Origin of the sequence: Cuneatibacter caecimuris, assembly GCF_004216775.1 — a bacterium.
Classification (GTDB): domain Bacteria; phylum Bacillota; class Clostridia; order Lachnospirales; family Lachnospiraceae; genus Cuneatibacter; species Cuneatibacter caecimuris.
In genome coordinates this window covers 39,430-62,403 of the sequence record NZ_SGXF01000008.1, presented here as the reverse complement: position 1 = coordinate 62,403, position 22,974 = coordinate 39,430, and the positions used below count along the sequence as shown (strand labels likewise).

The following is a 22,974-nucleotide window of genomic DNA, read 5'->3' as shown; positions in this document are numbered from 1 at the left end:
TTTCCCCGCCTGCGGCGTGTCGCTTTAGCGACGTGATTCCTTACGCCGCAGTGCGATCCCCCCGGAGGGTTTTATTACATAGGGAACGCAGTTTCCTGTGTAATGAAAAAGAATCCCGCTGGCGGGATTCCCCGCCTGCGGCGTGTCGCTTTAGCGACGTGATTCCTTACGCCGCAGTGCGATCCCCCCGGAGGGTTTTATTACATAGGGAACGCAGTTTCCTATGTAATAAAAAGCAGGCCACGGTTTCAATCTGAAGCCATGGCCTGTTTTTATGCATAACTGCAAAGAAACTTATGTGCGCAGTCAGTCCCCAAACACATTGCGGATACAAACAACCGGCAGGTAATCCCATTCGCTGACCATGATGCCGTTTTGCGCGGAAGCCGCATGAATGATCTTATTATTTCCCGTATAAAGAGCCACATGGTCCACTTCCCCGCCCTTCATATTATAGAAGATCAAATCGCCGGGGCGTATCTCCTCAAAGCTGATTTCCTTACCGTCTGTGGCCTGATTTTTAGAAACGCGGTGCAGGTACACTTCGAACTTTTCAAAAAGCCGCATGACATAACCCGAACAATCCACGCCCACGCCCAGCTCCGTGCCGCCCCACACGTACTTTCCCCCATAATAATTCCAGGCCAGGTTCAGCAGATCCGCTCTCTCTTCCGAAAGGCCGCTGAGCCCGAATTCCACGGGATCTTTCAGGCTGTAGTGCGCGTCGGCCTCAGCGGAAGGGATATATCCGCTCAGCCCCACCCGAATCTGAATTTCCAGCCACTGGTTTTTCTCAGACAGAATCACATAGGTATCCCCCGGCTGCAGCACAGTAAGCACATCCGCGCCCTTTTTCGGCTCCATCAGAACCTGCTGGTCCTTGTTCCCGATATGGGCTGTATACACGGCATGCTCCACAGCCAGCTTCTCCCCCGCCGTCCCGGCAGCCACAAATTCTGACGAGACATATCCGGTTTTTCCTTCTCCCAGAGAGATTCCATACCACCCCTTCCGGGAATCATCTGTAATTTCAAGTCCGGAAAACTCCAGCGCTTTCCCGATGATTCTCGAATCTTCCTCCGGCTTTTCCCGTATATTGAGGTAACCATTTACATTGTATACCACGCCGATCCTGTTATAATAGTCCAGCACCTGGGTTCTATTATCTTCCGCGTATTCCGTTTCTGACGCCTGCTCTGTCCCGGGCAAGCGGACTCCCGCAGGCAGCGCTTCTTCTCCTGTTTCTTCCGGCTGGCTGCCGCTGGCAACCATTCCGGCAAAGAGCCATACCAGAATTACTCCGGCTAAAACACACACAGCAGTTCCGGCATGTTTCAAATTAATATTTTTCAGAATAACTCTGATTTTCTCCAAAAAGCGTTCAATTTTTTTATGATTATTCATTGTATGCCCTCCAGACTGTTCTATTATAACAGATCAGTCCGGAAAAATCTAGGCACCTACTTTTTCTTATTTTTACCAAAACACAGGATTTCGTGCGCCACCAATGGCATGGCCGCCAGGCCCAGTAGTTCCAGCCATTCCATCAGATTCAGCTGCACTGTGCCGAATATGGGAATCAGGAACGAAATTTCTGTGACAATAAACTGCAGGAAAAACCCTGCGGCGCATGCCAGTATCATCAGCTTATTAGAAAGATGGTTCATTCTGAACACGGACTTATGTACATCCCGCATCCCCACTGCATGAAACAGCTGGCTCAGCCCCAGTACGGTAAAAGCCCCTGTCTGCGCCCTTGCCAGCAGGGCCGGATTCTGCAGTGTTTCCCGGAGCGCCTGCAGAGAAAATTCTATTCCCTCCCGCTCCATCCAAAGCAGCGGGATTTTCAGAAAAGCTGCAAGACTGATGGAAGCAATCAATACACCGTACAGCACTGTAAAGGCAAATCCTCCGTCAGAAAACAATCCTTCCCGGGAACCCCTGGGCGGCCTGGCCATTAGTTCCTTTTTATCATTTTCATCCACTCCCAGAGCCATTGCCGGCAGTGAATCTGTAATCAGGTTGATCCACAGAATATGCACCGGTTTCAACGGAGAAGCCAGGCCGCAGGCAATCGCGGCAAACATAGTCATCACTTCTCCGAAATTAGAGGAGAGCAAAAAAAGAACGGATTTTTTAATATTCTCATAGATGCCTCTGCCTTCTTCAATGGCTTTTTCAATGGTAGAAAAATGGTCGTCCGCCAGCACCATATCTGCAGCGTTTTTCGCCACGTCCGTGCCGCCTTTTCCCATTGCGATGCCGATGTCTGCCTTTTTCAGGGAAGGAGCGTCATTGATCCCGTCTCCGGTCATTGCCACCACATCGCCCAGCCTCTGGAAGGCCTGGACAATCCGCACCTTGTGTTCCGGAGATACCCGGGCAAAAACAGTGGTTCCCGGCAGCCTTTTATCCAGCTCCTCCTCTGTCATCCCATCCAGTTCCTGGCCGGTTATGCAGGCGTCATCCGCTTTGGCGATCCCAAGCTGCCTGGCAATCGCAAGGGCAGTGTCCCTGTGGTCTCCTGTAATCATGACGGTCCGGACAGAAGCCTTTTTAAAGCGCTCCACTGCCTCGACTGCATCCGGACGGACAGGGTCCATCATCCCCGCCAGTCCCAAAAAGGTCATATCTTTTTCGCTCATCCCTCCCGTGTTATCCTGTTTAAAAGCCACAGCCAGCACGCGCAGAGCCTTTGAAGCCATCTGTTTCAGCACTTCTGCGATCTGTTTCCTGTGCCAGGAAGTCATGGGCACAGCTTCGCCATTGATCCAGATATGGCTGCAGCGGTCCAGAATCATGTCCGCCGCGCCTTTTGTATAAGAAATACTGCCTTTCCTCCCCCTGTGCAGCGTAGTCATCCTTTTTCTGGCGGAATCAAAAGGTATCTCTCCTGTTCTTGGAAAGTCCTGCTCAGTAAGTTCTCTGTTCAACCCATATCTGGCCCCCAGCTCCAAAAGTGCCAGCTCCGTCGGGTCGCCCAGCCGCCTGTTCTTTTCCAGCACAGCATCATTGCAGAGCACGAACCCGCGCAGAAATTCTTCATCCTTTCTGGCATCCAGCTGGCCTGCTTCCGCCTGCCGCATCCCTGTAAAGCAGGCTGTTACCGTCATCCTGTTCTGTGTAAGCGTTCCCGTTTTGTCGGAACACACCACATTCACGCAGCCCAGCGTTTCTACAGACGGCAGACGGCGGATGATGGTATGGACCTTCACCATTCTCGATACGCTGAAAGCCAGGGTGATGGTCACAATAGCAGGAAGCCCCTCCGGCACAGCCGCCACTGCCAGAGAAATTGCCGTAATCAGCATTTCCACTATATCCCGCTTCTGCCATACCGCAAGGCCAAACAAAGCCACGCACAGCACCAGCGTGATCAGGCTGAGAACCTTGCCCAGCTGGCCCAGTTTGCGCTGCAGGGCTGTCAGCTCTGTTTTATCCTGGCCGATCATCCCGGCAATTCTGCCGATTTCCGTCTGCATCCCTGTAGCTGTTGCGATACCGGAGCCGCGCCCGTGAATAACGCTGGTGGACATGTACGCCATGTTTTTCCTGTCACCCACCGGGAGTTTCCCCTCTGCTAAAAAAGCTGCTGATTTTTCCGAAGGAACGGATTCTCCTGTCAGCGCAGCTTCCTCAATTTTCAGCCCGTTGTCCGAGACAAGGCGCAGATCCGCCGGGACCTGCCTGCCGGCCTCCAGCAGCACCAGATCTCCCTTCACGATCTCTTCCGCAGGGATTTCCTTTTCCACGCCGTCGCGGCGCACCAGCGCTTTCAGGCTGGTCAGCTTTTTCAGGGCCTCAAGGGCTTTCTCCGCTTTTCCCTCCTGAATCATGCCGATCAGCGCATTGACCACTACCACAATCAGCACAATCGCGGCATCATTCCATTCTCCCAAAGCAAGCGAAATACCTGCCGCTGCCAGCAGAATATAAATCAGCGGGTCCATCAGCTGGCTCACAAACCGCTGCAGCGCTGTCTTTTTCTTTTCCTCTCTCAGTCTGTTCGGCCCCATATAAGAAAGGCGCACCGCAGCTTCTTTCTCTGTCAGGCCCATCCTGCAGTCTGTCTGCAGCTCCTCCGCCGCCTGTGCAGCTGTCTTTTCTTCAAACATTGCCCCACTCCTTGTCTTAGTATGAGACAACTTATGAAGAATGTCCCGGGAAGATGCCTGACTTATGATATTTTTGCAGTTCTCCTGCCTCCGGAAGGCTATGAAGAGGTTCAAGTGATAACGGTGAATTCCTCATACTCCTCCTGCAGAAATTTATATGCATTTATTTACAGCCTGCGTATTTTATTGTATAATTACATCAGTTGTAACGTTTGCCCGGAAAACTATATTTTCTGTAACGCTGGTATCTGCCGCAATCCGGGACCCCGGCCCTTAATCTTACACTGGAAGGAATAGAAATGAATCTGATTTTCGATATTGACGGCACTCTCTGGGATTCCACCGATACCGTGGCGGACGCCTGGAACCAGGTAGTAAACGAACTGCCCGAACTGAACCTGCACTTTACCGGGGATCAGCTGAAAAATTTATTCGGCAAGCCCATGGACGAAATCTGCGCGCTGGCATTCCCTATGCTTTCCAGGGAAGAAGGCCTGGCGTTGGGGGACCGGTGCTTTTCTTTTGAGAACCAATATCTTTATGAGCATCCCGGCCGCATGTATCCCGGGGTGCTTCGTACGCTGGAACATCTGGCACAAAGCCACTCTCTTTATATTGTCAGCAACTGTCAGGATGGGTATATTCCCGCAGTGCTTCATGGAACCGGCCTCTCCCATCTGATCCGCGACAGCCTCTGCTTTGGCGAAACCGGCACCTGTAAGGCGAAAACCATCCGCACCCTGATGCAGCGCCATCATTTGTCAGAGGCCTGGTATATCGGCGATACCCAGGGAGACCTGGACGCCGCCCATGGGGCTGGAATTCCGTTTGTGTACTGTGCTTATGGGTTTGGGGATGCGGAAGGGTATGAGAAGAAGATCGGGCGGTTTGAGGAACTGATGGAGTTATTTGGTTGACCAGTGAAAAAGGAGGTCCCTGCACGCGGATTATTTTCCTGCGTACAGGGACCTGCTTTTATTTATCGGATCTCCTCCCATTTCTTCATGGCTGATTCAATCACTTTATCCATATCATAATACTTATATTCTCCCAAACGGCCGCCGAATATGATGTTTGGATCTCCGGCCGCCTTCTCCGCATACTTCTGGTAAAGCGCCTGGTTTCTGGCGTCATTTACCGGATAATAAGGCTCCATGCCCTCTTCCCAGTCAGTAGAATATTCTCTGGAAATCACAGTCTTCGGCTGGGTTCCGAACTCGAAATGCTTATGCTCTATAATTCTGGTATAAGGCGTTTCTCTGTCCGTGTAGTTCACCACCGCAACGCCCTGGTAGTTGTCTGTATCCAGCACCTCTGTCTCAAAACGGACAGTGCGGTATTCCAGCTTGCCATAGCAGTATTCATAATATTCGTCAATCGGGCCGGTATATATGACCTTATCCCCCATTGCAGGCCATTTTTCCCTATCTTCCAGATAATCAACACCGGTACGGATCTCTATACCTTCAAACAAGCGGCCGATCAGCACATTATAGCCGCCAACGGGGATCCCTTGATACAGATCGTTAAAGTAGTTATTATCATAAGTATAGCGTACTGGAAGCCTTCTGATGATAAAGCTTGGAAGCTCCGTGCAGTCACGGCCCCACTGTTTTTCTGTATATCCCTTCACCAACTTCTCATACACATCGCGGCCCACCAGGCTGATCGCCTGCTCTTCCAGGTTCCGGGGCTCACCCTTTATTTCCTGGCGCTGCTTTGCGATGATCGCTTTTGCTTCCTCCGGCGTTCGAATCCCCCACATTTTACTGAAGGTGTTCATATTAAACGGCATGTTGTAAATCTCACCCTTGTAGTTGGCAATAGGGCTGTTGGTAAAGCGGTTGAATTCCGCCAGGGAATTTACAAAATCCCATACCCTGCGGTTGCTGGTGTGAAAAATATGGGCTCCATATTTGTGCACATGTATCCCTTCGATTTCTTCACAGTAAATGTTTCCTCCGATATGGTCCCTTTTTTCCAGAACCAGGCAGGTTTTACCTGCCTGGCGGGCCAGGTAGGCGATCACTGCGGAATAGAGGCCGGAGCCGGCCAGGATGTAGTTGTATTTCACTAAAGTTACCCTCCTAATAAAAAATTAATTGCGTAGTGATTCTTTGAACATTTTGCTTTTAATCTTACTCCCAAATTTAACCCCAACAAATCTGACTATTCTAGACAGCCCCCAACAGCAGAATATCATAAGAAGCGTACCTATTACATAATAAAACATATAATGGCGATAACTCCACTCTGCTTCCATATCAGTCGTAATATAGTTTAAATAGTATACCACAATACGATGGTTTAAATATAACAATAAGCTAAAACGTGAAAACATTTTAAATATTCCTGGTTTTTTTAATTTTTCCTTTATACCCGTCAATCCAGAAAATAAAATTACGGTAAAAATGAAAAACAGGAATAAGCTGACATAATCAAAATATCGGTTCAAGTTTAAATACTCAGTAAAATTCATAATACCAAACAAGCTTATAATTAAAACTATTTCCAGTACTAAAAAAATACTTTTCCCTAAAGCAGTAGTCCTCAATCCTTTTCTCTTAATTTGTTCACAGCATTCATTACAAAAAATTCCTAATGACACACCAGCAACAGCACGTATTACACCTAAATATATTATACCTTGCCACTCTTCAGCTACGTTTAATGAATTGCTATATTGACTTATTAATGCATATCCACATATGGAAATCAAAAGTGCGCCAATATTAAGAAAATATGTCTTCCATTTTTTCGCTAAGGGATATAAAACTGCCATTGCAATTAACATTGCTGAGATATACCAAGTAGGTCCATTATAATACCGTCCTGAAGTAATCCCACCCATCTTTAATAAAAATATTTCATTCCAACTTAGAAGAAAATTCTTGATTACAGTAATAACATCAGCTGATAATATCCATTGCCTTACTGTAAATGATATGATAAAAGCGCAAAAGTAATATAAATAAAATGCTTTTATCTTATGTAGTAAATAAACCCAACAAGAATTTTGAGCCGCGTCATCCTCTTTTTCCCGTATCGTCATCGCCAAAAAATAGCCAGACACAATAAAAAAGAATTCAACTGCCAAATATCCTCTATTAAACAGACTCCATCCTGAAGATGTGATAAATTTAGAACTATGGAATAAAAAAATAGCAACAGCAAATACAAGTTTCCAAAAATCAATTTCTGGATTATATTTTGATTTAGGCATCGCATAATTCTCCAACAAATCATTCATTCATTTCTACATAATGTCCAAGATCTATTTTCTTCCATACATGTCCAGAAGTTTGTTTATCTACTGCAGGTATTTCCATATAATTATTTCCGTAAAAATGAGAGAGATACTCTTGGGCTCCTATTGGAACTGAAATATTGCTATTTTCAAATTTTCCTATTTCTACCGTTTTCAGCCACTTTTCCGGAAAAGCCCCTTTTTCAACATTTTGCCCCGCACTATCAACCAAGTATATTCCCTGCTTCGTAGAAAATAGTTTCATAATTCTTTCAAAAAGTTTGTTAAAAAAATCAATCGAAAATAAACGTAAAGCCGGCAAAATAATCAAACTTAAATAATACATTTTTCCCCTTCTGGGATAATTAAACCATCTAACCCGCAGCAGATGTGCAAACCATGTCAGCATCTTTATGTGAATATGTTGGAGCGCTTTAGAATTCGAGGTTTTATCATACACTAAAATATCCAAAAAAATTCCGTTCTCCATCTTAAACTGAGAAGAGAACTTCGTTTCTAATCTTGTTCCTCTTAATCTAATTTTATCAAACTGGTAGTGGCTTCCGTCCTTCTTAGTCCAGGACTGATAAATAAATTCGTCGGAAAGCTCCTTCGGACATATTTTTCTGAATTTCTCAAAATCATCTCTCAGCATGCCTATATCAAGATCATCGTCCCATGGAATAAACCCCTGGTGCCGAACAGCACCAAGCAGCGACCCTCCTGCTAAAAAATAAGATATATTATATTTTTTGCATACCTCATCTACATACAGCAGTATTTTCTTTTCAAGTAATTGAATTTTTCTTATCTTATTATGAATGATTTTACCATTCATAATGTCTGCTTGGCGAACCAGCTCCTCTTTCTGTGACGCATAAAGTAGACTGGTCATGTCAAAAAAAGATTTTTCATTACTGCAGATACCCTTATGCGCCAAGGCATTATAATACCCATTCAGTCCTTTCTGTTTTAAAATAATTTGTAAAATATCCGATACGTCGTTTGTATCTGAAATCTTACATGACTTAGACCTTTCAGATTCCATTTCCCAGAAAAAGAGCCAGATAAATTTTTCTGCTAATAGGATTCGTTTTGTTTCTTCTAATTTCACGTACTGTCCTGCGCAAAAGCTGGTCCCTTTCTGCAGAAGAAACTTAATTTCATTTTCTGCATAAATCCAATTCTTCTGATTTAGTTCAGCACAATTTTCGCCCATTGTACAGCTGAAAATTATCTTCGAAATTATACCTTTCTTCTTTAACAATAGTATTTTTAAGATAAGATAATCCAGATTTTCCTGTTTTAATTCATATCTCAAGTCAGCATGTATAATCACGAAACATTCTGAAATGCTGCATAAATTTTCTTCTTTCGCAAGTAAAAATCCATTACATTCACTTGCAGCTATCCACATTCTTTCCTGTTCTATTTGATTAGAAAAGAGAAAAAGTCCTGTGCCCTGGCTATTGATCAAAATATCCGTTCCCAAATTTCACACCTCATACTGCCCCTTTATTAATCCAAAATTTAGGCATCTTTTTTGATTCTACCCAATTTACCAGTTCTGTCAGCATCATCTTTGGACTGTCCGCATAAGCGTTAACTGTATCACCTCCACGATGATTTGTTAGTGTTACATTATCCAGTCTTAAAAACGGATGGTTAACCCCAAGCGGCTCCACATCGAAAACATCTATAGCTGCTCCTTCTATCTGCTGTTCATTTAAAGCTTCATATAAAGCGGCATAATCAACCATATAAGACCGACTAGTATTGATAAAATACGCTGTCTCTTTCATCATTTCAAACTCCCGCTTTCCAAACAGGACTTTCTTACTTTTGCTTCTTGCATGTAACGAAATAATATCTGAGCTAGTAATTAAATCATCTAAGCTCACATAATGTACCCTGTCCCAATTAATCCGTGAATTCGTACGCTCCGGTTCAAAAAGATTGCTGATAAGAATCGAACAACCAAATCCACTCAGCTTTTCACAGACCAACTCTCCAACATTCCCAAACCCAACAATACCGACCGTCAAGTCTTTCAATTCAATAATCCGCATTGAATTAGGATACTTTTCTCTCCACTCTCCATTTTTCAATGCAAAATGGCTTCTGGAAATATTTCTAATTTCGCTAAAAATCAATCCTATTGTATATTCTGCCACAGCATTCGCATTATGAGCCGGATTAGTCAGCACTTTTATCTTCCGCTCTGTAGCAGATTCCACATCTACATTTTCTATTCCGCCACGATTGCAAAGAATGTATTTTAACTTTTTCGCTCTGCAAAGTATTGTTTCTGTAACTGGGCATAAGTGTACCATCAGCACGTCTGCGTCTTCAATGGCTTCCATAAGTCCCTGGGGGATTTCACATTGGTCTCTCCCCCCCATTTCAATAACCTTCACAGTATCTCGCATTTTCTTTCTGTTTTTCTCTCCAAAGAAAAAGAACTGACACTCATCAAATAATAAATTATACTTTTCAAGTGCATCCTTCATCATCTCCGGAGTAATAAAAATATCTCCCACAGCAACACACTTCATATAATTTCCTCCTGTTTTTCAATTATATTTTATTCTTCCTCAAAAAGCTCTCCCGCAATATTTACATTCCTGAATTCCTTATTGGGAACATCATCAAAAAGGTATCCTCCAAGATCAATCCTTGCGATCTGATGCCCAGAAGCGCGTTTACTGATGGGCAGAAGTTCCATGTAACGATCTCCATAAAAATGCCTTAAATATCCGTCATATCCAACAGGAATAGGAGCTTTCATATCAGCAAAATCAACATATTCCACCTTAGAAAGCCACTCCTTAGGAAATCTGCCTTTCCGTATATTCTGTCCTATCCCATCAATCAAATACTCTGCGTTTTTCTTTTTTTCATACCACCTTACCAATTTTTCAAAAATCGCATGATAAAATGAAAAAGGAATACACCTCATAATAGGCAAAAATATTTTTGAAGCACGATAATGCACATTTTTTCTGGGTTTATTATACCATTTTATATTTATTACACGAGTCCATATTGATATCAACTTGATTTGAAGTTTCGTCAACATGTTATTATTGGAGGTTTGATCGTATATAATAATATCCAAAAATATACCATCCTGTATTCTGAAATTATTCGAATAATTCGTGGAAAAATATGTGTTTTTAAGACGGATTTTATCAAATGTATAATGACTCCCCCGACCATCCTGAGGAGATTCATACGTAAATTTACTTGGTACAATACCTGGACATATTTTTCGGAATTTTTCAAAATCCTCACGGAGCATACCAATATCTAAATCATCATCCCAAGGGATAATATTCTGATGGCGCACCGCTCCTAACAGACTGCCTCCAGCCAAAAAATAATTTATTTTATTTTCTCTGCATACCTTATCAACAAACTTTAATGTACTTAGTTCAAGGTTCTTAATTTTCTCCAATCGTCCGCTATAAATAGGAATACATCTATTCATATCATAGGAAATGTTTTCAAAATAGGCGCCTGTTCTATATAGAGCTTCTTCGAATTTCATTTCCGGTTTCCAGGCCAATTTTATCATTTTAAGAGAATTTAAACAATGGAAGTCAGCTTTTTCCTCTTCTGTAATATCCATTTTTATTCCAAGCAAATTTTTAAAACTTTCTTGAAATGCAATTTTAATTTCTTTAATACAAACCTTATAATTTGATACATTATATATGTTCCCGCGCCTACCGGAAATTGATCCAACAAATACCCCTTTCACTGCATCTCTAATATAACTACATGATATATAAGTCTTTGCATCTGTTTGATTTATTTCAACCTTACCAGACTGAAAAGATTCTATTATAAATTTTCTGATAGAAAAGCCATCAATCATATCAACATCAGGTCCAAAGATATTATCATACCTTAAAATGACAACATTTCCGTTTTCATCCCTAACCGTTTTTCTGCAAAGCTTTTCTAATTCAAGATAAAAGTTTTCACTCTCATCTTTGGTTTTATTAAATAAATAATAATCATATTCACGTTCTGCAATTGATTGAATCGGTGATGGTAAAGCACATGGAGTTTTGATAATCGGGACAAAGACGAACCTGCATTTTTTATCATTCCTGGATATTGCAAGCCACTTTTCCAGCCTCTTTAATATCTTACCCTGTTCCTCTCTGTTTTTATATTTTCCTGCGCGACAATCAACAAAGAAATAAAATATAGAATTTACTAATATTGAGTTTTTTGTAAAATTATCTATACATACATTTTCCCGGCTGGAGTCCGCCTCTTTGTCAGTCACATAATGAAGTCTGGGATTATTAGGTTTCATTATTCGCAATACCGAAAAAAAGAATTCTCCAAAGTCATTCCCGTCAGTTATAAAATATATATTATGAGGTAAGATTTTTGAATTGGCCTTAACCTTTTTCCCCACAATAGCTGAACAGTCAATTTCATCTAAAATTATTTCATTCATTATAAATTTTCTCCTTGCTTAAGAATTAATTCCGCTAAACTCAAGTCAAATTTTGTTGTTATTTTAAAATTTTCTCTTTCTCCCTTCACGATGCCCACACGGTAACCTTTATCTAAATATAATCTACCCGCTTCCATATATTTTTCCTTTTCCTTTGGAGTGAGCATATCGACTATAGCTAAAAACTGATCGACTCTCAGCGTCTGCGGTCCCTGATCCAAAAAGACTGTACTTCTCTCAGGCACTTCCTTACTGCATATCCCATCTTCAGAAAGCAAGACTGTATCTATTGTCGGAACAGAAGTTGTTACCATATCATACCTTTGAATCATTTTCAAATTATCCTTAAGAATTCGTTCAGAAACAAAAGGCCTGGCACAGTCATGATTAATCAAAATTATATCATTCTCATCCTTTCCCAGCGTCTTGCATGCATCTGCCAGACACAAGAGTGAATCAAATCTAGTTTCACCTCCATATATAACATGGATATTTTGACTATAAATTTGATACTCTTTCAATAAATCTTCACAGTATTCTTTCCAGTCTTTATTAATCGCAATAATAATATGTTCTATTTCTGAAATCCTCATAAACTTCTTAATTGTCCTGATAATAACTGGCATATCTCCCAACATCAAAAATTGCTTAGGCAGGCCACCATCAGCCATCCTCGTTCCCAATCCTCCGGCTAAAATTCCTCCAACTATCATATGTCCCTCCTATATTAGTAAAATTTACTGCATATATTTTTCGTATAAATCCAATATAATCTCAGGCTGTCCAATCATTTTAATTTTCCCACCATCGACCCACATAATTTGATCACAAAGTTTTTTTAATGTACTTAAACTATGCGAAACCATCAGTACTGTTCTATCATCATTAGAAATCAAATTTTTCATTCTGGCTGAGCTTTTCTTTTTAAAATGCTCATCTCCGACACTCAATACTTCATCAATTAATATAATATCTGTTTCCAATGTTGCAGTAATAGAAAATGCCAATTTTGAATACATCCCACTGGAGTATGTCCGGACAGGCTTATCAATAAAATGCCCTAGCTCAGAAAAATCGATAATTTCCTGCATTTTTTCTTCAATATACTTTTGAGTAAAGCCTAAAAGCAGCCCTCCTAAAATAATATTTTCGCGTCCTGTTAAATTTTTTTGAAAACCCACGCCAATGGATAATAATGAGACACTGTTCCCATGCAAATCAATAGTACCGCTGTCAGGGGCGAAGATTCCGGCAATCGCATTTAACAATGTGGATTTACCGCTGCCATTTTTCCCTATTATTCCCCAGATTTCACCTTTTGAAATAGAAAATGAGACATCCTTTAAAGCATGAAAAGGTTCTGCTTTGGATTTACCATGACTAAAAAGCATCTTCTTAATCGAATAAGCCTTCAATTCTTTATAGCTGATATTGAGATTTTTTACTTCAATCGCAATTTCCATGATCATATCACCTTTACATAGCTGTTTTCATTCTTTTGAATCAATCTAATACCCACTGCCGATAAAATCATACCGATAATAAGCCACAAAGACACCCACAACAAATTCGGCATTTTACAATAAATTAAAGCATCTCTTGCTGCGTTGATCAAAAATGCCAACGGATTGTATTGGTTTAAATAAACCCCTATTTCTCCCGCTCGCTTTTCCAGGTTATAGAAAACACCAGTCAGATAAAACATTAGCCGCAGTACAATATTTAAAACATTTGCTAAGTCTTCAATATAAACCCCAAAATGAAGAACAATACTGCATATACCAAAAGTCACCAAAATCAGGCAAAGAAGAATTGGAATCAACCACAATATGTTCCATGAAACAGGCACTCTGTTAATTAACATTAAAAAGGCGGTAATCGCAAACCCAATAGACATCTTAAAACCATTTACCATCATTTTTTCTATGATTAAAATATATTTCGGAACATACACCTTCGAGACAATAGGTTTATTGCTTTTTACCAGTTTTACACTGCTCTTTACCATTTTATTGAAAAAGTCCCAGACAGTTATTCCAATAAAAATATATACTGTAAAATATGGTTCTGAAGCTTTAAAAAAATATCCAAAAATCAGGGTATAAACCCCCATAAAACATAACGGTTCCAAAACCCACCATACCCAATTCAAATATGAATTGGCCACTTCCGCCTTTAATTCGGATTTCGCTGAATATATTGTATAATTATGGTATTTCTTAATATCATGTATAAACTTATTCATTATATTTCTCCAAATCCAATTTTACAATACTATGCCGTTCACGTTCCTCTTCTTTGGGAACTTCCATATAATTGCCGTAAAGCTTTGTTAAATATTCATTGGGGTCTGACATTATATAAAATTTCTCCCCTTCAAATTCTGTTTCCTTTAACGGAAAAAACGATTTTCTTGTATACATTTCTCCAAAAAAATGTTTTCGGCCGCTGGGAATATTAACATATTTGGAATCTTCATTTTTACATTTTGATGCCCACCGGTCTACCAGCAGACACCATTTCGTTATGCTAAAAAAACTAAGCCTTTTTCCTAAAAAAGCCTTGAAGCAAATCAAATAAGCCATCCGATTTTTCCCTACATATTCTGTCAGACGGTCCAATTTTAAATATATTCTTACACAGGAAGCACAAAACAGCATCAATTCTACCCAAAAACCATGTATCCATCTCAGCGGCAAAAAATTATACACGTTTTCAATCGGATACACATCAATAAAAATCCCTGCAAACTCTTCTTCCTGTTCAAAAACCTCTACATATTTTGTTCCTTTTCGTCGAACCTTCATAAAATTCAAATCATATTTTAAGCTGCTCTGGATGCTCTGAATCCAGTACTTTTCCTCAAATTCCCTCAGCATCAGTCTCTCAAATCTGTCATAATCTGACCGGGGCATCCCAATATCCACATCTTCATCCCAGGGTATGTATCCCTGATGCCTTACAGCCCCTATGGCTGTCCCCCCGCATAAGAAATAACTAAGGTCGTACTTTTTACACACATAATCAAAATCCCGCAGCATATCCAGTAATATATCCTGTATTGTCCGTATCTCCTGTGAGCTCAGCTGCTGCAAATTCTGATTATCTTTTGCCAGCTCTTTAAATAGCTTATTAGTTTCTAGCACTTTTTTACCCCGGCTCCATCAGATTTTTTATTTTCAAAACTCATTACAACCATTATCATGCTGATCAATATTCCCAACCCCATTCCGGAAGCTGCCTGTTTCCACAAAGATACATGCCCTTCTTCAACCGGATCTGTGGCGTCTCCAAGAATTTTCAGGTTTGATATCCCAAGTTCTTTTTCAGCATACTCCGCGATACACTTTACCTCCCACTGGACTATTGTCTTCGGATCGTCTATATTTTCTGATGTACAGCGTATATGAAGCACAGTAGTTCCAGGGTCGTGCCAGGCTCGCACAGAAGCTTTTATTTCTTCATAGGGGATTTCTGTCATTTCCGCCACACGCTTCTGTATCAGAGCAGATTCAGCAATTTCAGCAAAATCGCTCATTACCTGCGCATTCAATTCCAATGTTTTTTGTGTTATTTTTGATTTTGAATTAACAGGCGGATAATATAATTCTGCTTCACTGACGTATACTATTTCCTGTCGAATATATCCAATCACGCATACCGCAAAAATACAGAACACTATGATGCATGTAATCCTCCGCCAAAGAAATTTGATGCCAGATATTATTGCAGGAATATTGATAACTAGTCTGTCCTCATGCATGGTTCCGCCTCCTTGGGTATCAGGGATGTAATCCCCTGGGCAATAAAAAGCAATGAAATGAGTTTCAATGAAATAATGCTTGCTGAGAACAATACAAGATATAAACCCCAGAAAAATAGTTCACTGTAATTTTTTTCTTTTATGTTCTTTCTGCATATTAAAATAAACGCCAGCAAATACGGGATAAAAAACAATATCCCCCCCTGGGTTAGGGGGTAAAAAAATCCATTGCTCCCTCCAGTGTCAAATTTTCTGACAGGATCCATATATTGATATACAATCTCATCGTATCTCTCATAGCCATATCCCAGAAAAAATTTATCTCGCATTGATTTTACAATAATTTCATAATCCTGAACTCGTATATTAAATGAAGATGTTGCACTCCCTCTGGTCATTTTATATCCAAAAGCAGCTCCAATAACTAATAAGCACACTCCTGTAAAAATACAAACACAAATCTTATTTATATGTTTTACCTGCAGCAATTTTATAATTACTGCAAGTGAGGAAACAATCACACCAGTTGCCGATACGGTCGTACAGATTGTAATAAATAAAATTAAAAGCTTAATTGGTTTGGTTTTCTTCTCCAAAAAAATTGTATTCAAAAATGCTACTGAAAGGACAAAAGCAAACATCGGTGCTTCTGTAAAAATACCTGTATTTCTGTAGAAAACGTGACCAAGCAAACTAATTTCCTGTGCAGAAAAGTGTAGGCCAAAAAAACTATCTACAGCCCTGGGACTCCCCCAAATATAATGAACAGTTCCCGTTGCCGGAATGATATGAAGGATCTGGCCCAGCAGCCAGAAAAGCAGGGACATTATGGCCAAACCAAGCACCAGCTTTGAAAATACGCACAAAATTTTGTAAAACGGTTTATCTCCCCAAACATCATCAGCCCACAGCAACGTCAATAGTCCCATTAAACAGAGTATAAATTTTATAATAAACCATTTATTAAAACCATCGCGCAAAATCATATGGGATACCTGATATACACCTAATCCCAGAATAATAAGCCATTTCTTTTTACTGTCCCGTTCAAATATCATTTTTCTATAAACACAGCAAAATAAACATATTACTACAAAAATTATAGCATAAACTATTTTTTCGCTAATCATTCCCGATAGCTCATACACACTATTACAGTTTAAAATCAAACAAGCAGCAATGATATATATAATAAATGAATTTATTTTCCTTAGCGGGACATACAGTACTTTATTCATAAATAATACGCAAACACCTTTCTACTGCTTCCAGTGTGTGGCCGCCATTCCGTATTTTTTCTGATAAACTGATTGCATTTTGCTTCATGATTTCATATTCGTCATTTGAAACACTGTTCACTGTCTCTTCCAATTCATTCAAGGAAGAAATCAAAAGGCCTACATTATTCTCCTTTACAAACTTTGCTAATGCAGCCTTCTCCCATATAATGACCGGAAGTCCACATGCCAGGTATAGGGAAATCTTATGCGGATTGTTATATCGCAGATATTCTCCAAAATTTCCTTCGCATGTGTTCACTGAGCTTCCGTCCCAGATCAATCCGAACTGGCCTTTTAAGTGCGCCGGAAGCTCATCCGCAGAAAACTCCCCCTGATACACAATTCTGCTGCATTTTTTTTCCGGTGTGTAATTCGGCCCATAGATATGATATTCCAACTCTCTGGATACACCTGGAATCTTATAAACATATCCTGCCTTTTTATAATGCATACTTCCTGCTACAACAATAACATTTTTTAACTGAGATTGCAAATTGGGAACATTATTTGGGGCTATGATATAATCAAATATCCCTAACTCAGTAATATAAGTATCAATATTATATGTTTTTAATATCTGGCTCATCGCCTGATTATGAGAAATCAACGCATCCGCATTTTTAAAAAAATCCCTTTCGATTTTCCTCATTAATCCTGCATACTCTTGAAATCGTATACTATCTAAATCGTGTATTAAATAAATAACTCTGACATTCTTAATTTTATTTAGATAACGTATAAACGGTAATGCAAGAATATTTACCTTATGATAAGTTGCCAAAGGATATTGAATCAACAAGCAAGAGCGGCCCTTCACTTTTCTCGCAACCCCGAACCAATCTGCCAATGTGACAAAGCACATCCTTATTTTGTCAAAAAGCCCTTTTTCTCTGCTCTGATGCACACAGACAGGCTGCCATCCCGCATCTTGCATAATTTTCCCAATATCAATTCTGGCTTTCGAGCCTGCATGATTCTCCTTGAAATTTTTCTCTATTATACAATATTTTTTCAACATATTCGTCCGCAGTATTGCTGCTTATCCTTTCCTAATATGAACATATCTCCTGATTTTGTGCAATATTGTAAGAACATTTTCTTCCTGAAATAAGATCAGCATCAGAAAGTAACTTCCGATTCCCAAAGGAACCTCTATCAATATCCCCCTGCTTCCTGGCATCACATAATGAACTGTAGCGATCAATATGAGCATTACTGTTCCTGAAACGAGATATCTCCATGACCTCTTTATCAATTCTGTTAATGAAAAAATTCTGCGAACATAAATAAGCTGTGTAATCAGAACCAATAGCTCAGCCAATACAGATGCGATTGCCGCCCCTATTGATGCCATAGCAGGAATCAATAACAGATTAAGAATTAAATTCACTGCTGCACCGATTGTCACAGAAATCGTATATTGCTTTCTTCTTTTCGTAGGCAGAAGAAACTGAAAACCAATTATATTGCTAAAACTGATAAATAAAATAATGAGAGATAATAGCTGCATCAGAGGAACTACTTTATCATAATTATCCCCAAAAAACCATGGCACAAATTGATCCGATATCACCACCACGCCTAATATCATAGGTATTGCAAGCATATATGCAAAATCGAAGGAACGGTTCATGTAATACCGGATATCCTTATATTCTTTTCTGGCAAAAGCATTAGAGATCCTTGGATTCAGCACAGTGCAAATTGAAGTAATTACTGTTAAAATCAGCTTAATCAGCCTTTGAGCCTGTCCATAATATCCTACCTCCGTATCAGAACTGGTCAGCAGCATAATCATTGTTTTATCTAATACCACATAAATCTGAGTAGCTATCTGCGGAAGGAATAATAACAAAGCCGGCCGCATATGCTTTTTTATGTTCAGACACCTGACGGAAATCCAGGAGATCTCTTTTTTAATATAATTCCATACAGAAAGATTTCCTAACAGCACTGGTATAGAATGCGCTAAAACATAATATGGAACATCCTGCGGTGTTTTAATAAATAGGAAAACCCCTGCTACTCCCATAATGCGGACTATTATATTCCTGACCACAATAGTTTTAAACTCTTCTATCCCGTAAAAAAACCAGGAGATGTCAAATAGTGCGCTTATTAAATCTACAATCTGGATTAAATATAAAAGTTTATGACCATTCGTAAAATTAATGAATATCAGGTAGGCAAGAAGGCTTATAGCCATTGTCAGACATTTTAAAAATAAAATTTCATAAAAAACTTTACTTCTTTTTTCTTTCTCTTGCTGAACGTATGCTACTTCTTGCTGTCCATACATATGCAGCCCAAGCGTACCAAACAAAATAAAATATTGTACCACTGCCTGAGTTGAATCATACTGTCCGATTCCTGAGGCTCCTAAAATTCTTGAAACATAAGGAGTCGTCAAAAGCGGCGTAACTATAATCAAAATCTGATATACGAGATTGTAGAGATAATTCTTTGTAATACTTTTTTTTATCATCATTTTTAATTTATTTTAAACTGCGTGTGGCGGACAGATGCTATGAGGTATACCACAGCAAACATATGCAACCGCAGAAAAAAAAGCGTCACCTTCCTGGACAGCGTAAAGTTCTTGTAAATAATATGCGATAAGCTTTCCTTTATCTCTCCCCGCTCCAATACTTTTTTCAGATCCTCTCTCTTACTACGATAATTCCCCGGATTCTCTGGATGAAACCAGTAGTTAACAATCCCCAGTAAAAGATGATACAAAACACAGTTATAATAATCCTCCCGGAGCCCTGCTATTTGTCTGTTCGAAAAAATAAAGTTTTTCATCTTTTCCAAAGATTCCATATACCGTTTCATATAATCTTTTTTAAATTTACGAACAGCAGAATTTTGATTATAGCAATAATAATAAAGCCCTTTAGCAATATACAGTATTTTATCTGCACAAAAAGCTGCTCTAAGCATAAACTCTGCATCTTCTGCAGCTTCCAGCTGTTCATCAAAAAAAATATTATTATTTATCAAAAAATCTTTTTCTATAAGCTTCCCCCAAACAAACCCTGCCCCTGTCTGAGGTTTCAGAATGTCTGCAAGAAATAAAAAATTATTTTTCACCTCAATTAATTCATCACTGTCTTTATAGTAATGACAAATTTCTTTTTTCTTTAAAGCTCTGATATAATCTGCCATTACAATTTCAGCCCGAGTCTGAAGCGCCCCTGCCACCAACTCAGATATTAACTCATTCTTAACCCAGTCATCTGCGTCTACGAACAACAGCCATTTTCCATTTGCTTTCAATATACCATGATTTCTCGCCGCAGAAACACCTTTATGTCTCTGCTCAACAGATATAATATCCATACCCTGGCTCTTGAATTTTTCTATCACTGGTAAATAGCCTTCACTCCCGCCATCAAAAACACAGATCACCTCAACCGGCAGATAGTTCTGTCTAAACAAGCTTTCAAGACACCGGGTCAAATCACCGGCTGCCACTGAATAAATAGGGATGATTACACTGACTTTAGGCTTGTCCAATTGATGCGCCTCAAAAACTTCTTTCATATTTCTCCTTCTGGTATTTGGCTTTTATCAATGCAATGGCCTTTTTTCTCCATTGTACTTTTTCCATATTTACTACAGGCAAAGTACTGTAAGCATACTTTTTTTTCCTTAACCATACATTGAATAACAACTCACTTATGCGTCCGAATAAGCGAGCCTGAAAACTGTTATAATTGCGATAATCAATCACTTCTTCCAGCTTTCTTAGAATGAAAAATAGCCACTGGCAATATTCATCCAGGAGTTCACGTTTCATAATCATCATATTAAACATATGTCCTCCCCTTTGTTTCATACAATGATCAAACTCATCCAGATAATCAGGATAATACTGCTGCAGAATCTCTCTGGCAGCATCCAGATGTTCGCCGTAGTGAGTATGGGCATAATGAGAATATAATGTTTCAATAAAATAGTATCTCTTTCGCGGAACAATAATATCTGTGTTTTTCAATATCTGCGCACACTCATCTCCGCTCAGAATTCTATTTCTGACGTCAATACCAGGCCTTCTTCTAAGGCCCGCAAAATATCTTCTGTAATGAACCAGGCCGATATAATCGTCCTCCATATTTTTCCAAGCCCAATATAAGCCTGTCAGTTCACAATAAAATGGGTTTTTATAGGATATATTTTCACCTTCGTCGTCCCGCTGATAATGAATATCATTCTTCCCGATAGCGCCAACAAAAAGCGGCAAATAGACAGAATCTAACGGCATCCAATATTCTTTGTGTACGGCGACAATAATTTTTATGTCCAATTTATCTGCTCCCAATTCTTCCAACCACAACAGGTATTGTTTTCAGCAATATTTTTAAATCCAAAGCTAAAGACCAATTATCAATATACTGCAGATCTAGCTTGACAACTTCCTCAAAATCTTTAATATCACTTCTTCCGCTTATCTGCCACATGCCTGTCAAACCCGGTTTCATGCTCAATCTTCTCTTATGATATGCAGCATATTGCTTAAATTCTTTTACTGTTGGCGGCCTGGTTCCTACTAAGCTCATATCACCCTTCAGCACATTCCAAAATTGAGGCAATTCATCAATGCTGGTAGAACGAATAAACTTACCAATTTTTGTGACTCTTGGATCATTTGCCAGTTTAAACATCGGTCCTTTCATTTCATTCTGCTTCATCAATTGCTTTTTCCGTTCCTCAGCGTCCTTATACATAGAGCGAAACTTGTAAATATAAAAGTATCTTCCATTCTTACCAACCCGCTTCTGTTTAAATATCAGAGGCCCCGGGGATTCAATCAGCAGCGGCGGCGCCAGCAGTATTCCGACAATGACCGTAATAGCCATCCCAACCAATCCGCCGGCAATATCGATCATCCGTTTGATGATCATCTTATTATAATCAAAAAACCTGGGGGCAAAGGATACCACAGGAGAATCCCCGATCATATTGATCTGGCGCTCAAACCCTTCTTCTCCTTCCAGGACATTGATATTAAGATGAACCGTAATGCCCATGGTTTCAAATTCCCGTACATATTTTCGCAGAGACTCTCCGGTCACATAAGAAATATTAATGTACACCTCATCCACCACTTCCCGGCGGGCAAATTCATACATATCTTCAAAGCTGGCCACTACAGGCATGCCCTGGATGGACTCTCCTGCCATGTCCTTATCGATCAGGGCAATACTGATAATATGACTTTCCCAATCATATTCCTGTCTCATCTTTTGCAGGATTTTCTCTACTCTGTCGCTGGTAGTAACCAGATAAAGATGATTTTTATGCCGTTTTTGCTCTACCTTTAATAAATAAAGTTTTGCCAGAACATGGCCTATATACATTAAAAGCACATTCAACGCAATGGTCAGTACCCAGACTCCCCTTGTCAGCAGAATCTGGTTCTTGCTCATAAATGAAATCGTGGTCAGCACAACTGCCAGAAAAATATTCACTTTAATGACATAGATCAGTTCTTCAAACCACCCTCGTTTGAGCAGATACTGATTCATATTAAAGAAAAAAAATACACAGAAATATGCCAGGAATATAGCCCATAAACTGCCATTCAGCCTGGTTATATTAAACTCATTTGTACTGTTCCACATCTTCAGTCTGAGGAATGCAGACAAATAATAGCTGCCGATCAGGCAGACTGCATCTATGATTAGTAAAAAAACATTCTGAAACTTCTGTCTCTGCTGATACACGTTTTTTCCCCATTCTTCGGCAAAAAGTGATTTATTTCTCTGAGCATTGTATCATAATTCCACTTATAATGCAATCCCAGTCTTCCCGCCCGGCATTAACTGAAGCTGCATAATAATGGATATTATATTCTTTCTCCCATTGCAGTAATTATCCCTATAAATAATACAATAAGTATTTTATTGTGTCTGAAATCCATTCCCAATCAGGCATTTCAGCAGAATTAGACGGTTTTATCCTGCCAGCAGTTCTTTCAACAATACTGCTCAGACTATTCTTCCTTCTCTTCAGGCCATGCCACCAGCGGCTTTCTACAATTTTTTTATTATCTGTAACAAAATGTTACTATACAGCTGCTTTCTTCT

General features: G+C 39.9%; 19 protein-coding genes. 1 reads left to right on the top strand and 18 read right to left on the bottom strand.

What is annotated here, in order from left to right; genetic code table 11:
- Positions 1–306: 306 nt before the first annotated feature.
- Together EV209_RS14690 and EV209_RS14685 are read right to left on the bottom strand one after the other, a co-directional pair.
- Positions 307–1,404 carry a C40 family peptidase gene (locus tag EV209_RS14690; protein ID WP_130436225.1) on the bottom strand — a complete coding sequence of 366 codons (1,098 nt, stop codon included), beginning with the start codon at positions 1,402–1,404 and terminating at the stop codon, positions 307–309.
- Between the two features lie 56 nt (positions 1,405–1,460).
- On the bottom strand, positions 1,461–4,115 hold the full coding sequence (locus tag EV209_RS14685) for a cation-translocating P-type ATPase (protein WP_130436224.1): 2,655 nt from the start codon (positions 4,113–4,115) through the stop codon (positions 1,461–1,463).
- Between the two features lie 299 nt (positions 4,116–4,414).
- On the opposite strand from EV209_RS14685, the gene EV209_RS14680 reads away from it, so the two are divergent.
- Positions 4,415–5,032, top strand: a complete 618-nt coding sequence (locus EV209_RS14680) for an HAD family hydrolase (RefSeq protein ID WP_243647608.1) — start codon at positions 4,415–4,417, stop codon at positions 5,030–5,032.
- Between the two features lie 62 nt (positions 5,033–5,094).
- On the opposite strand, the gene glf is transcribed toward EV209_RS14680, so the two are convergent.
- The 16 genes from glf to EV209_RS14600 are packed head-to-tail and all read right to left on the bottom strand — an operon-like array spanning position 5,095 to position 22,611.
- Positions 5,095–6,189, bottom strand: a complete 1,095-nt coding sequence (gene glf / locus EV209_RS14675) for a UDP-galactopyranose mutase (RefSeq protein ID WP_243647607.1) — start codon at positions 6,187–6,189, stop codon at positions 5,095–5,097.
- 24 nt (positions 6,190–6,213) lie between these two features.
- A complete protein-coding gene (locus tag EV209_RS14670) occupies positions 6,214–7,365 on the bottom strand; it encodes an acyltransferase family protein (protein WP_130436221.1) in 1,152 nt (383 codons plus the stop codon).
- Entirely contained in the window at positions 7,358–8,854 is a 1,497-nt protein-coding gene (locus EV209_RS14665; protein WP_130436220.1) for a LicD family protein, read from the bottom strand. The genes EV209_RS14670 and EV209_RS14665 overlap by 8 nt, the downstream gene beginning before the upstream one ends.
- 10 nt (positions 8,855–8,864) lie before the next feature.
- Positions 8,865–9,917, bottom strand: coding sequence for a 2-hydroxyacid dehydrogenase (locus EV209_RS14660; protein ID WP_130436219.1), 1,053 nt, complete (start codon positions 9,915–9,917; stop codon positions 8,865–8,867).
- A 29-nt stretch (positions 9,918–9,946) separates the two neighbouring features.
- A complete protein-coding gene (locus EV209_RS14655) occupies positions 9,947–11,839 on the bottom strand; it encodes a LicD family protein (RefSeq protein ID WP_130436218.1) in 1,893 nt (630 codons plus the stop codon).
- On the bottom strand, positions 11,839–12,552 hold the full coding sequence (locus EV209_RS14650; RefSeq protein ID WP_130436217.1) for an IspD/TarI family cytidylyltransferase: 714 nt from the start codon (positions 12,550–12,552) through the stop codon (positions 11,839–11,841). The genes EV209_RS14655 and EV209_RS14650 overlap by 1 nt, the downstream gene beginning before the upstream one ends.
- Positions 12,553–12,576: 24 nt before the next feature.
- Positions 12,577–13,308, bottom strand: a complete 732-nt coding sequence (locus EV209_RS14645; protein WP_130436216.1) for an ABC transporter ATP-binding protein — start codon at positions 13,306–13,308, stop codon at positions 12,577–12,579.
- Complete coding sequence (locus EV209_RS14640) at positions 13,305–14,084, bottom strand: ABC transporter permease (RefSeq protein WP_130436215.1); 780 nt, start codon at positions 14,082–14,084, stop codon at positions 13,305–13,307. The genes EV209_RS14645 and EV209_RS14640 overlap by 4 nt, the downstream gene beginning before the upstream one ends.
- Positions 14,077–14,985, bottom strand: coding sequence for a LicD family protein (locus tag EV209_RS14635; RefSeq protein WP_130436214.1), 909 nt, complete (start codon positions 14,983–14,985; stop codon positions 14,077–14,079). The genes EV209_RS14640 and EV209_RS14635 overlap by 8 nt, the downstream gene beginning before the upstream one ends.
- Positions 14,979–15,602, bottom strand: a complete 624-nt coding sequence (locus tag EV209_RS14630; protein WP_130436213.1) for a hypothetical protein — start codon at positions 15,600–15,602, stop codon at positions 14,979–14,981. The genes EV209_RS14635 and EV209_RS14630 overlap by 7 nt, the downstream gene beginning before the upstream one ends.
- Positions 15,584–16,840 carry an O-antigen ligase family protein gene (locus EV209_RS14625; RefSeq protein ID WP_130436212.1) on the bottom strand — a complete coding sequence of 419 codons (1,257 nt, stop codon included), beginning with the start codon at positions 16,838–16,840 and terminating at the stop codon, positions 15,584–15,586. The genes EV209_RS14630 and EV209_RS14625 overlap by 19 nt, the downstream gene beginning before the upstream one ends.
- On the bottom strand, positions 16,833–17,900 hold the full coding sequence (locus EV209_RS14620) for a glycosyltransferase (RefSeq protein ID WP_130436211.1): 1,068 nt from the start codon (positions 17,898–17,900) through the stop codon (positions 16,833–16,835). Before EV209_RS14620 ends, EV209_RS14625 begins: the two co-directional genes overlap by 8 nt.
- A 21-nt stretch (positions 17,901–17,921) precedes the next feature.
- The gene (locus tag EV209_RS14615) at positions 17,922–19,370 is read right to left on the bottom strand and encodes a flippase (protein ID WP_130436210.1); all 1,449 of its coding nucleotides are present in this window, start codon (positions 19,368–19,370) and stop codon (positions 17,922–17,924) included.
- Positions 19,371–19,372: 2 nt separating this feature from the next.
- Positions 19,373–20,428 carry a glycosyltransferase family 2 protein gene (locus EV209_RS14610; protein ID WP_130436209.1) on the bottom strand — a complete coding sequence of 352 codons (1,056 nt, stop codon included), beginning with the start codon at positions 20,426–20,428 and terminating at the stop codon, positions 19,373–19,375.
- Complete coding sequence (locus EV209_RS14605) at positions 20,412–21,215, bottom strand: DUF4422 domain-containing protein (RefSeq protein ID WP_243647606.1); 804 nt, start codon at positions 21,213–21,215, stop codon at positions 20,412–20,414. The genes EV209_RS14610 and EV209_RS14605 overlap by 17 nt, the downstream gene beginning before the upstream one ends.
- A complete protein-coding gene (locus tag EV209_RS14600; protein ID WP_130436208.1) occupies positions 21,193–22,611 on the bottom strand; it encodes a sugar transferase in 1,419 nt (472 codons plus the stop codon). The genes EV209_RS14605 and EV209_RS14600 overlap by 23 nt, the downstream gene beginning before the upstream one ends.
- Positions 22,612–22,974: the final 363 nt, after the last annotated feature.

Excerpts from the sequence above, each read along its gene's own strand:
- EV209_RS14690 (WP_130436225.1), bottom strand. The coding sequence starts at position 1,404 with ATGAATAATCATAAAAAAATTGAACGCTTTTTGGAGAAAATCAGAGTT.
- EV209_RS14685 (WP_130436224.1), bottom strand. The coding sequence starts at position 4,115 with ATGTTTGAAGAAAAGACAGCTGCACAGGCGGCGGAGGAGCTGCAGACA.
- EV209_RS14680 (WP_243647608.1), top strand. The coding sequence starts at position 4,415 with ATGAATCTGATTTTCGATATTGACGGCACTCTCTGGGATTCCACCGAT.
- EV209_RS14670 (WP_130436221.1), bottom strand. The coding sequence starts at position 7,365 with ATGAATGATTTGTTGGAGAATTATGCGATGCCTAAATCAAAATATAAT.
- EV209_RS14660 (WP_130436219.1), bottom strand. The coding sequence starts at position 9,917 with ATGAAGTGTGTTGCTGTGGGAGATATTTTTATTACTCCGGAGATGATG.
- EV209_RS14655 (WP_130436218.1), bottom strand. The coding sequence starts at position 11,839 with ATGAATGAAATAATTTTAGATGAAATTGACTGTTCAGCTATTGTGGGG.
- EV209_RS14650 (WP_130436217.1), bottom strand. The coding sequence starts at position 12,552 with ATGATAGTTGGAGGAATTTTAGCCGGAGGATTGGGAACGAGGATGGCT.
- EV209_RS14645 (WP_130436216.1), bottom strand. The coding sequence starts at position 13,308 with ATGATCATGGAAATTGCGATTGAAGTAAAAAATCTCAATATCAGCTAT.
- EV209_RS14640 (WP_130436215.1), bottom strand. The coding sequence starts at position 14,084 with ATGAATAAGTTTATACATGATATTAAGAAATACCATAATTATACAATA.
- EV209_RS14630 (WP_130436213.1), bottom strand. The coding sequence starts at position 15,602 with ATGCATGAGGACAGACTAGTTATCAATATTCCTGCAATAATATCTGGC.
- EV209_RS14625 (WP_130436212.1), bottom strand. The coding sequence starts at position 16,840 with ATGAATAAAGTACTGTATGTCCCGCTAAGGAAAATAAATTCATTTATT.
- EV209_RS14620 (WP_130436211.1), bottom strand. The coding sequence starts at position 17,900 with ATGTTGAAAAAATATTGTATAATAGAGAAAAATTTCAAGGAGAATCAT.
- EV209_RS14615 (WP_130436210.1), bottom strand. The coding sequence starts at position 19,370 with ATGATGATAAAAAAAAGTATTACAAAGAATTATCTCTACAATCTCGTA.
- EV209_RS14610 (WP_130436209.1), bottom strand. The coding sequence starts at position 20,428 with ATGAAAGAAGTTTTTGAGGCGCATCAATTGGACAAGCCTAAAGTCAGT.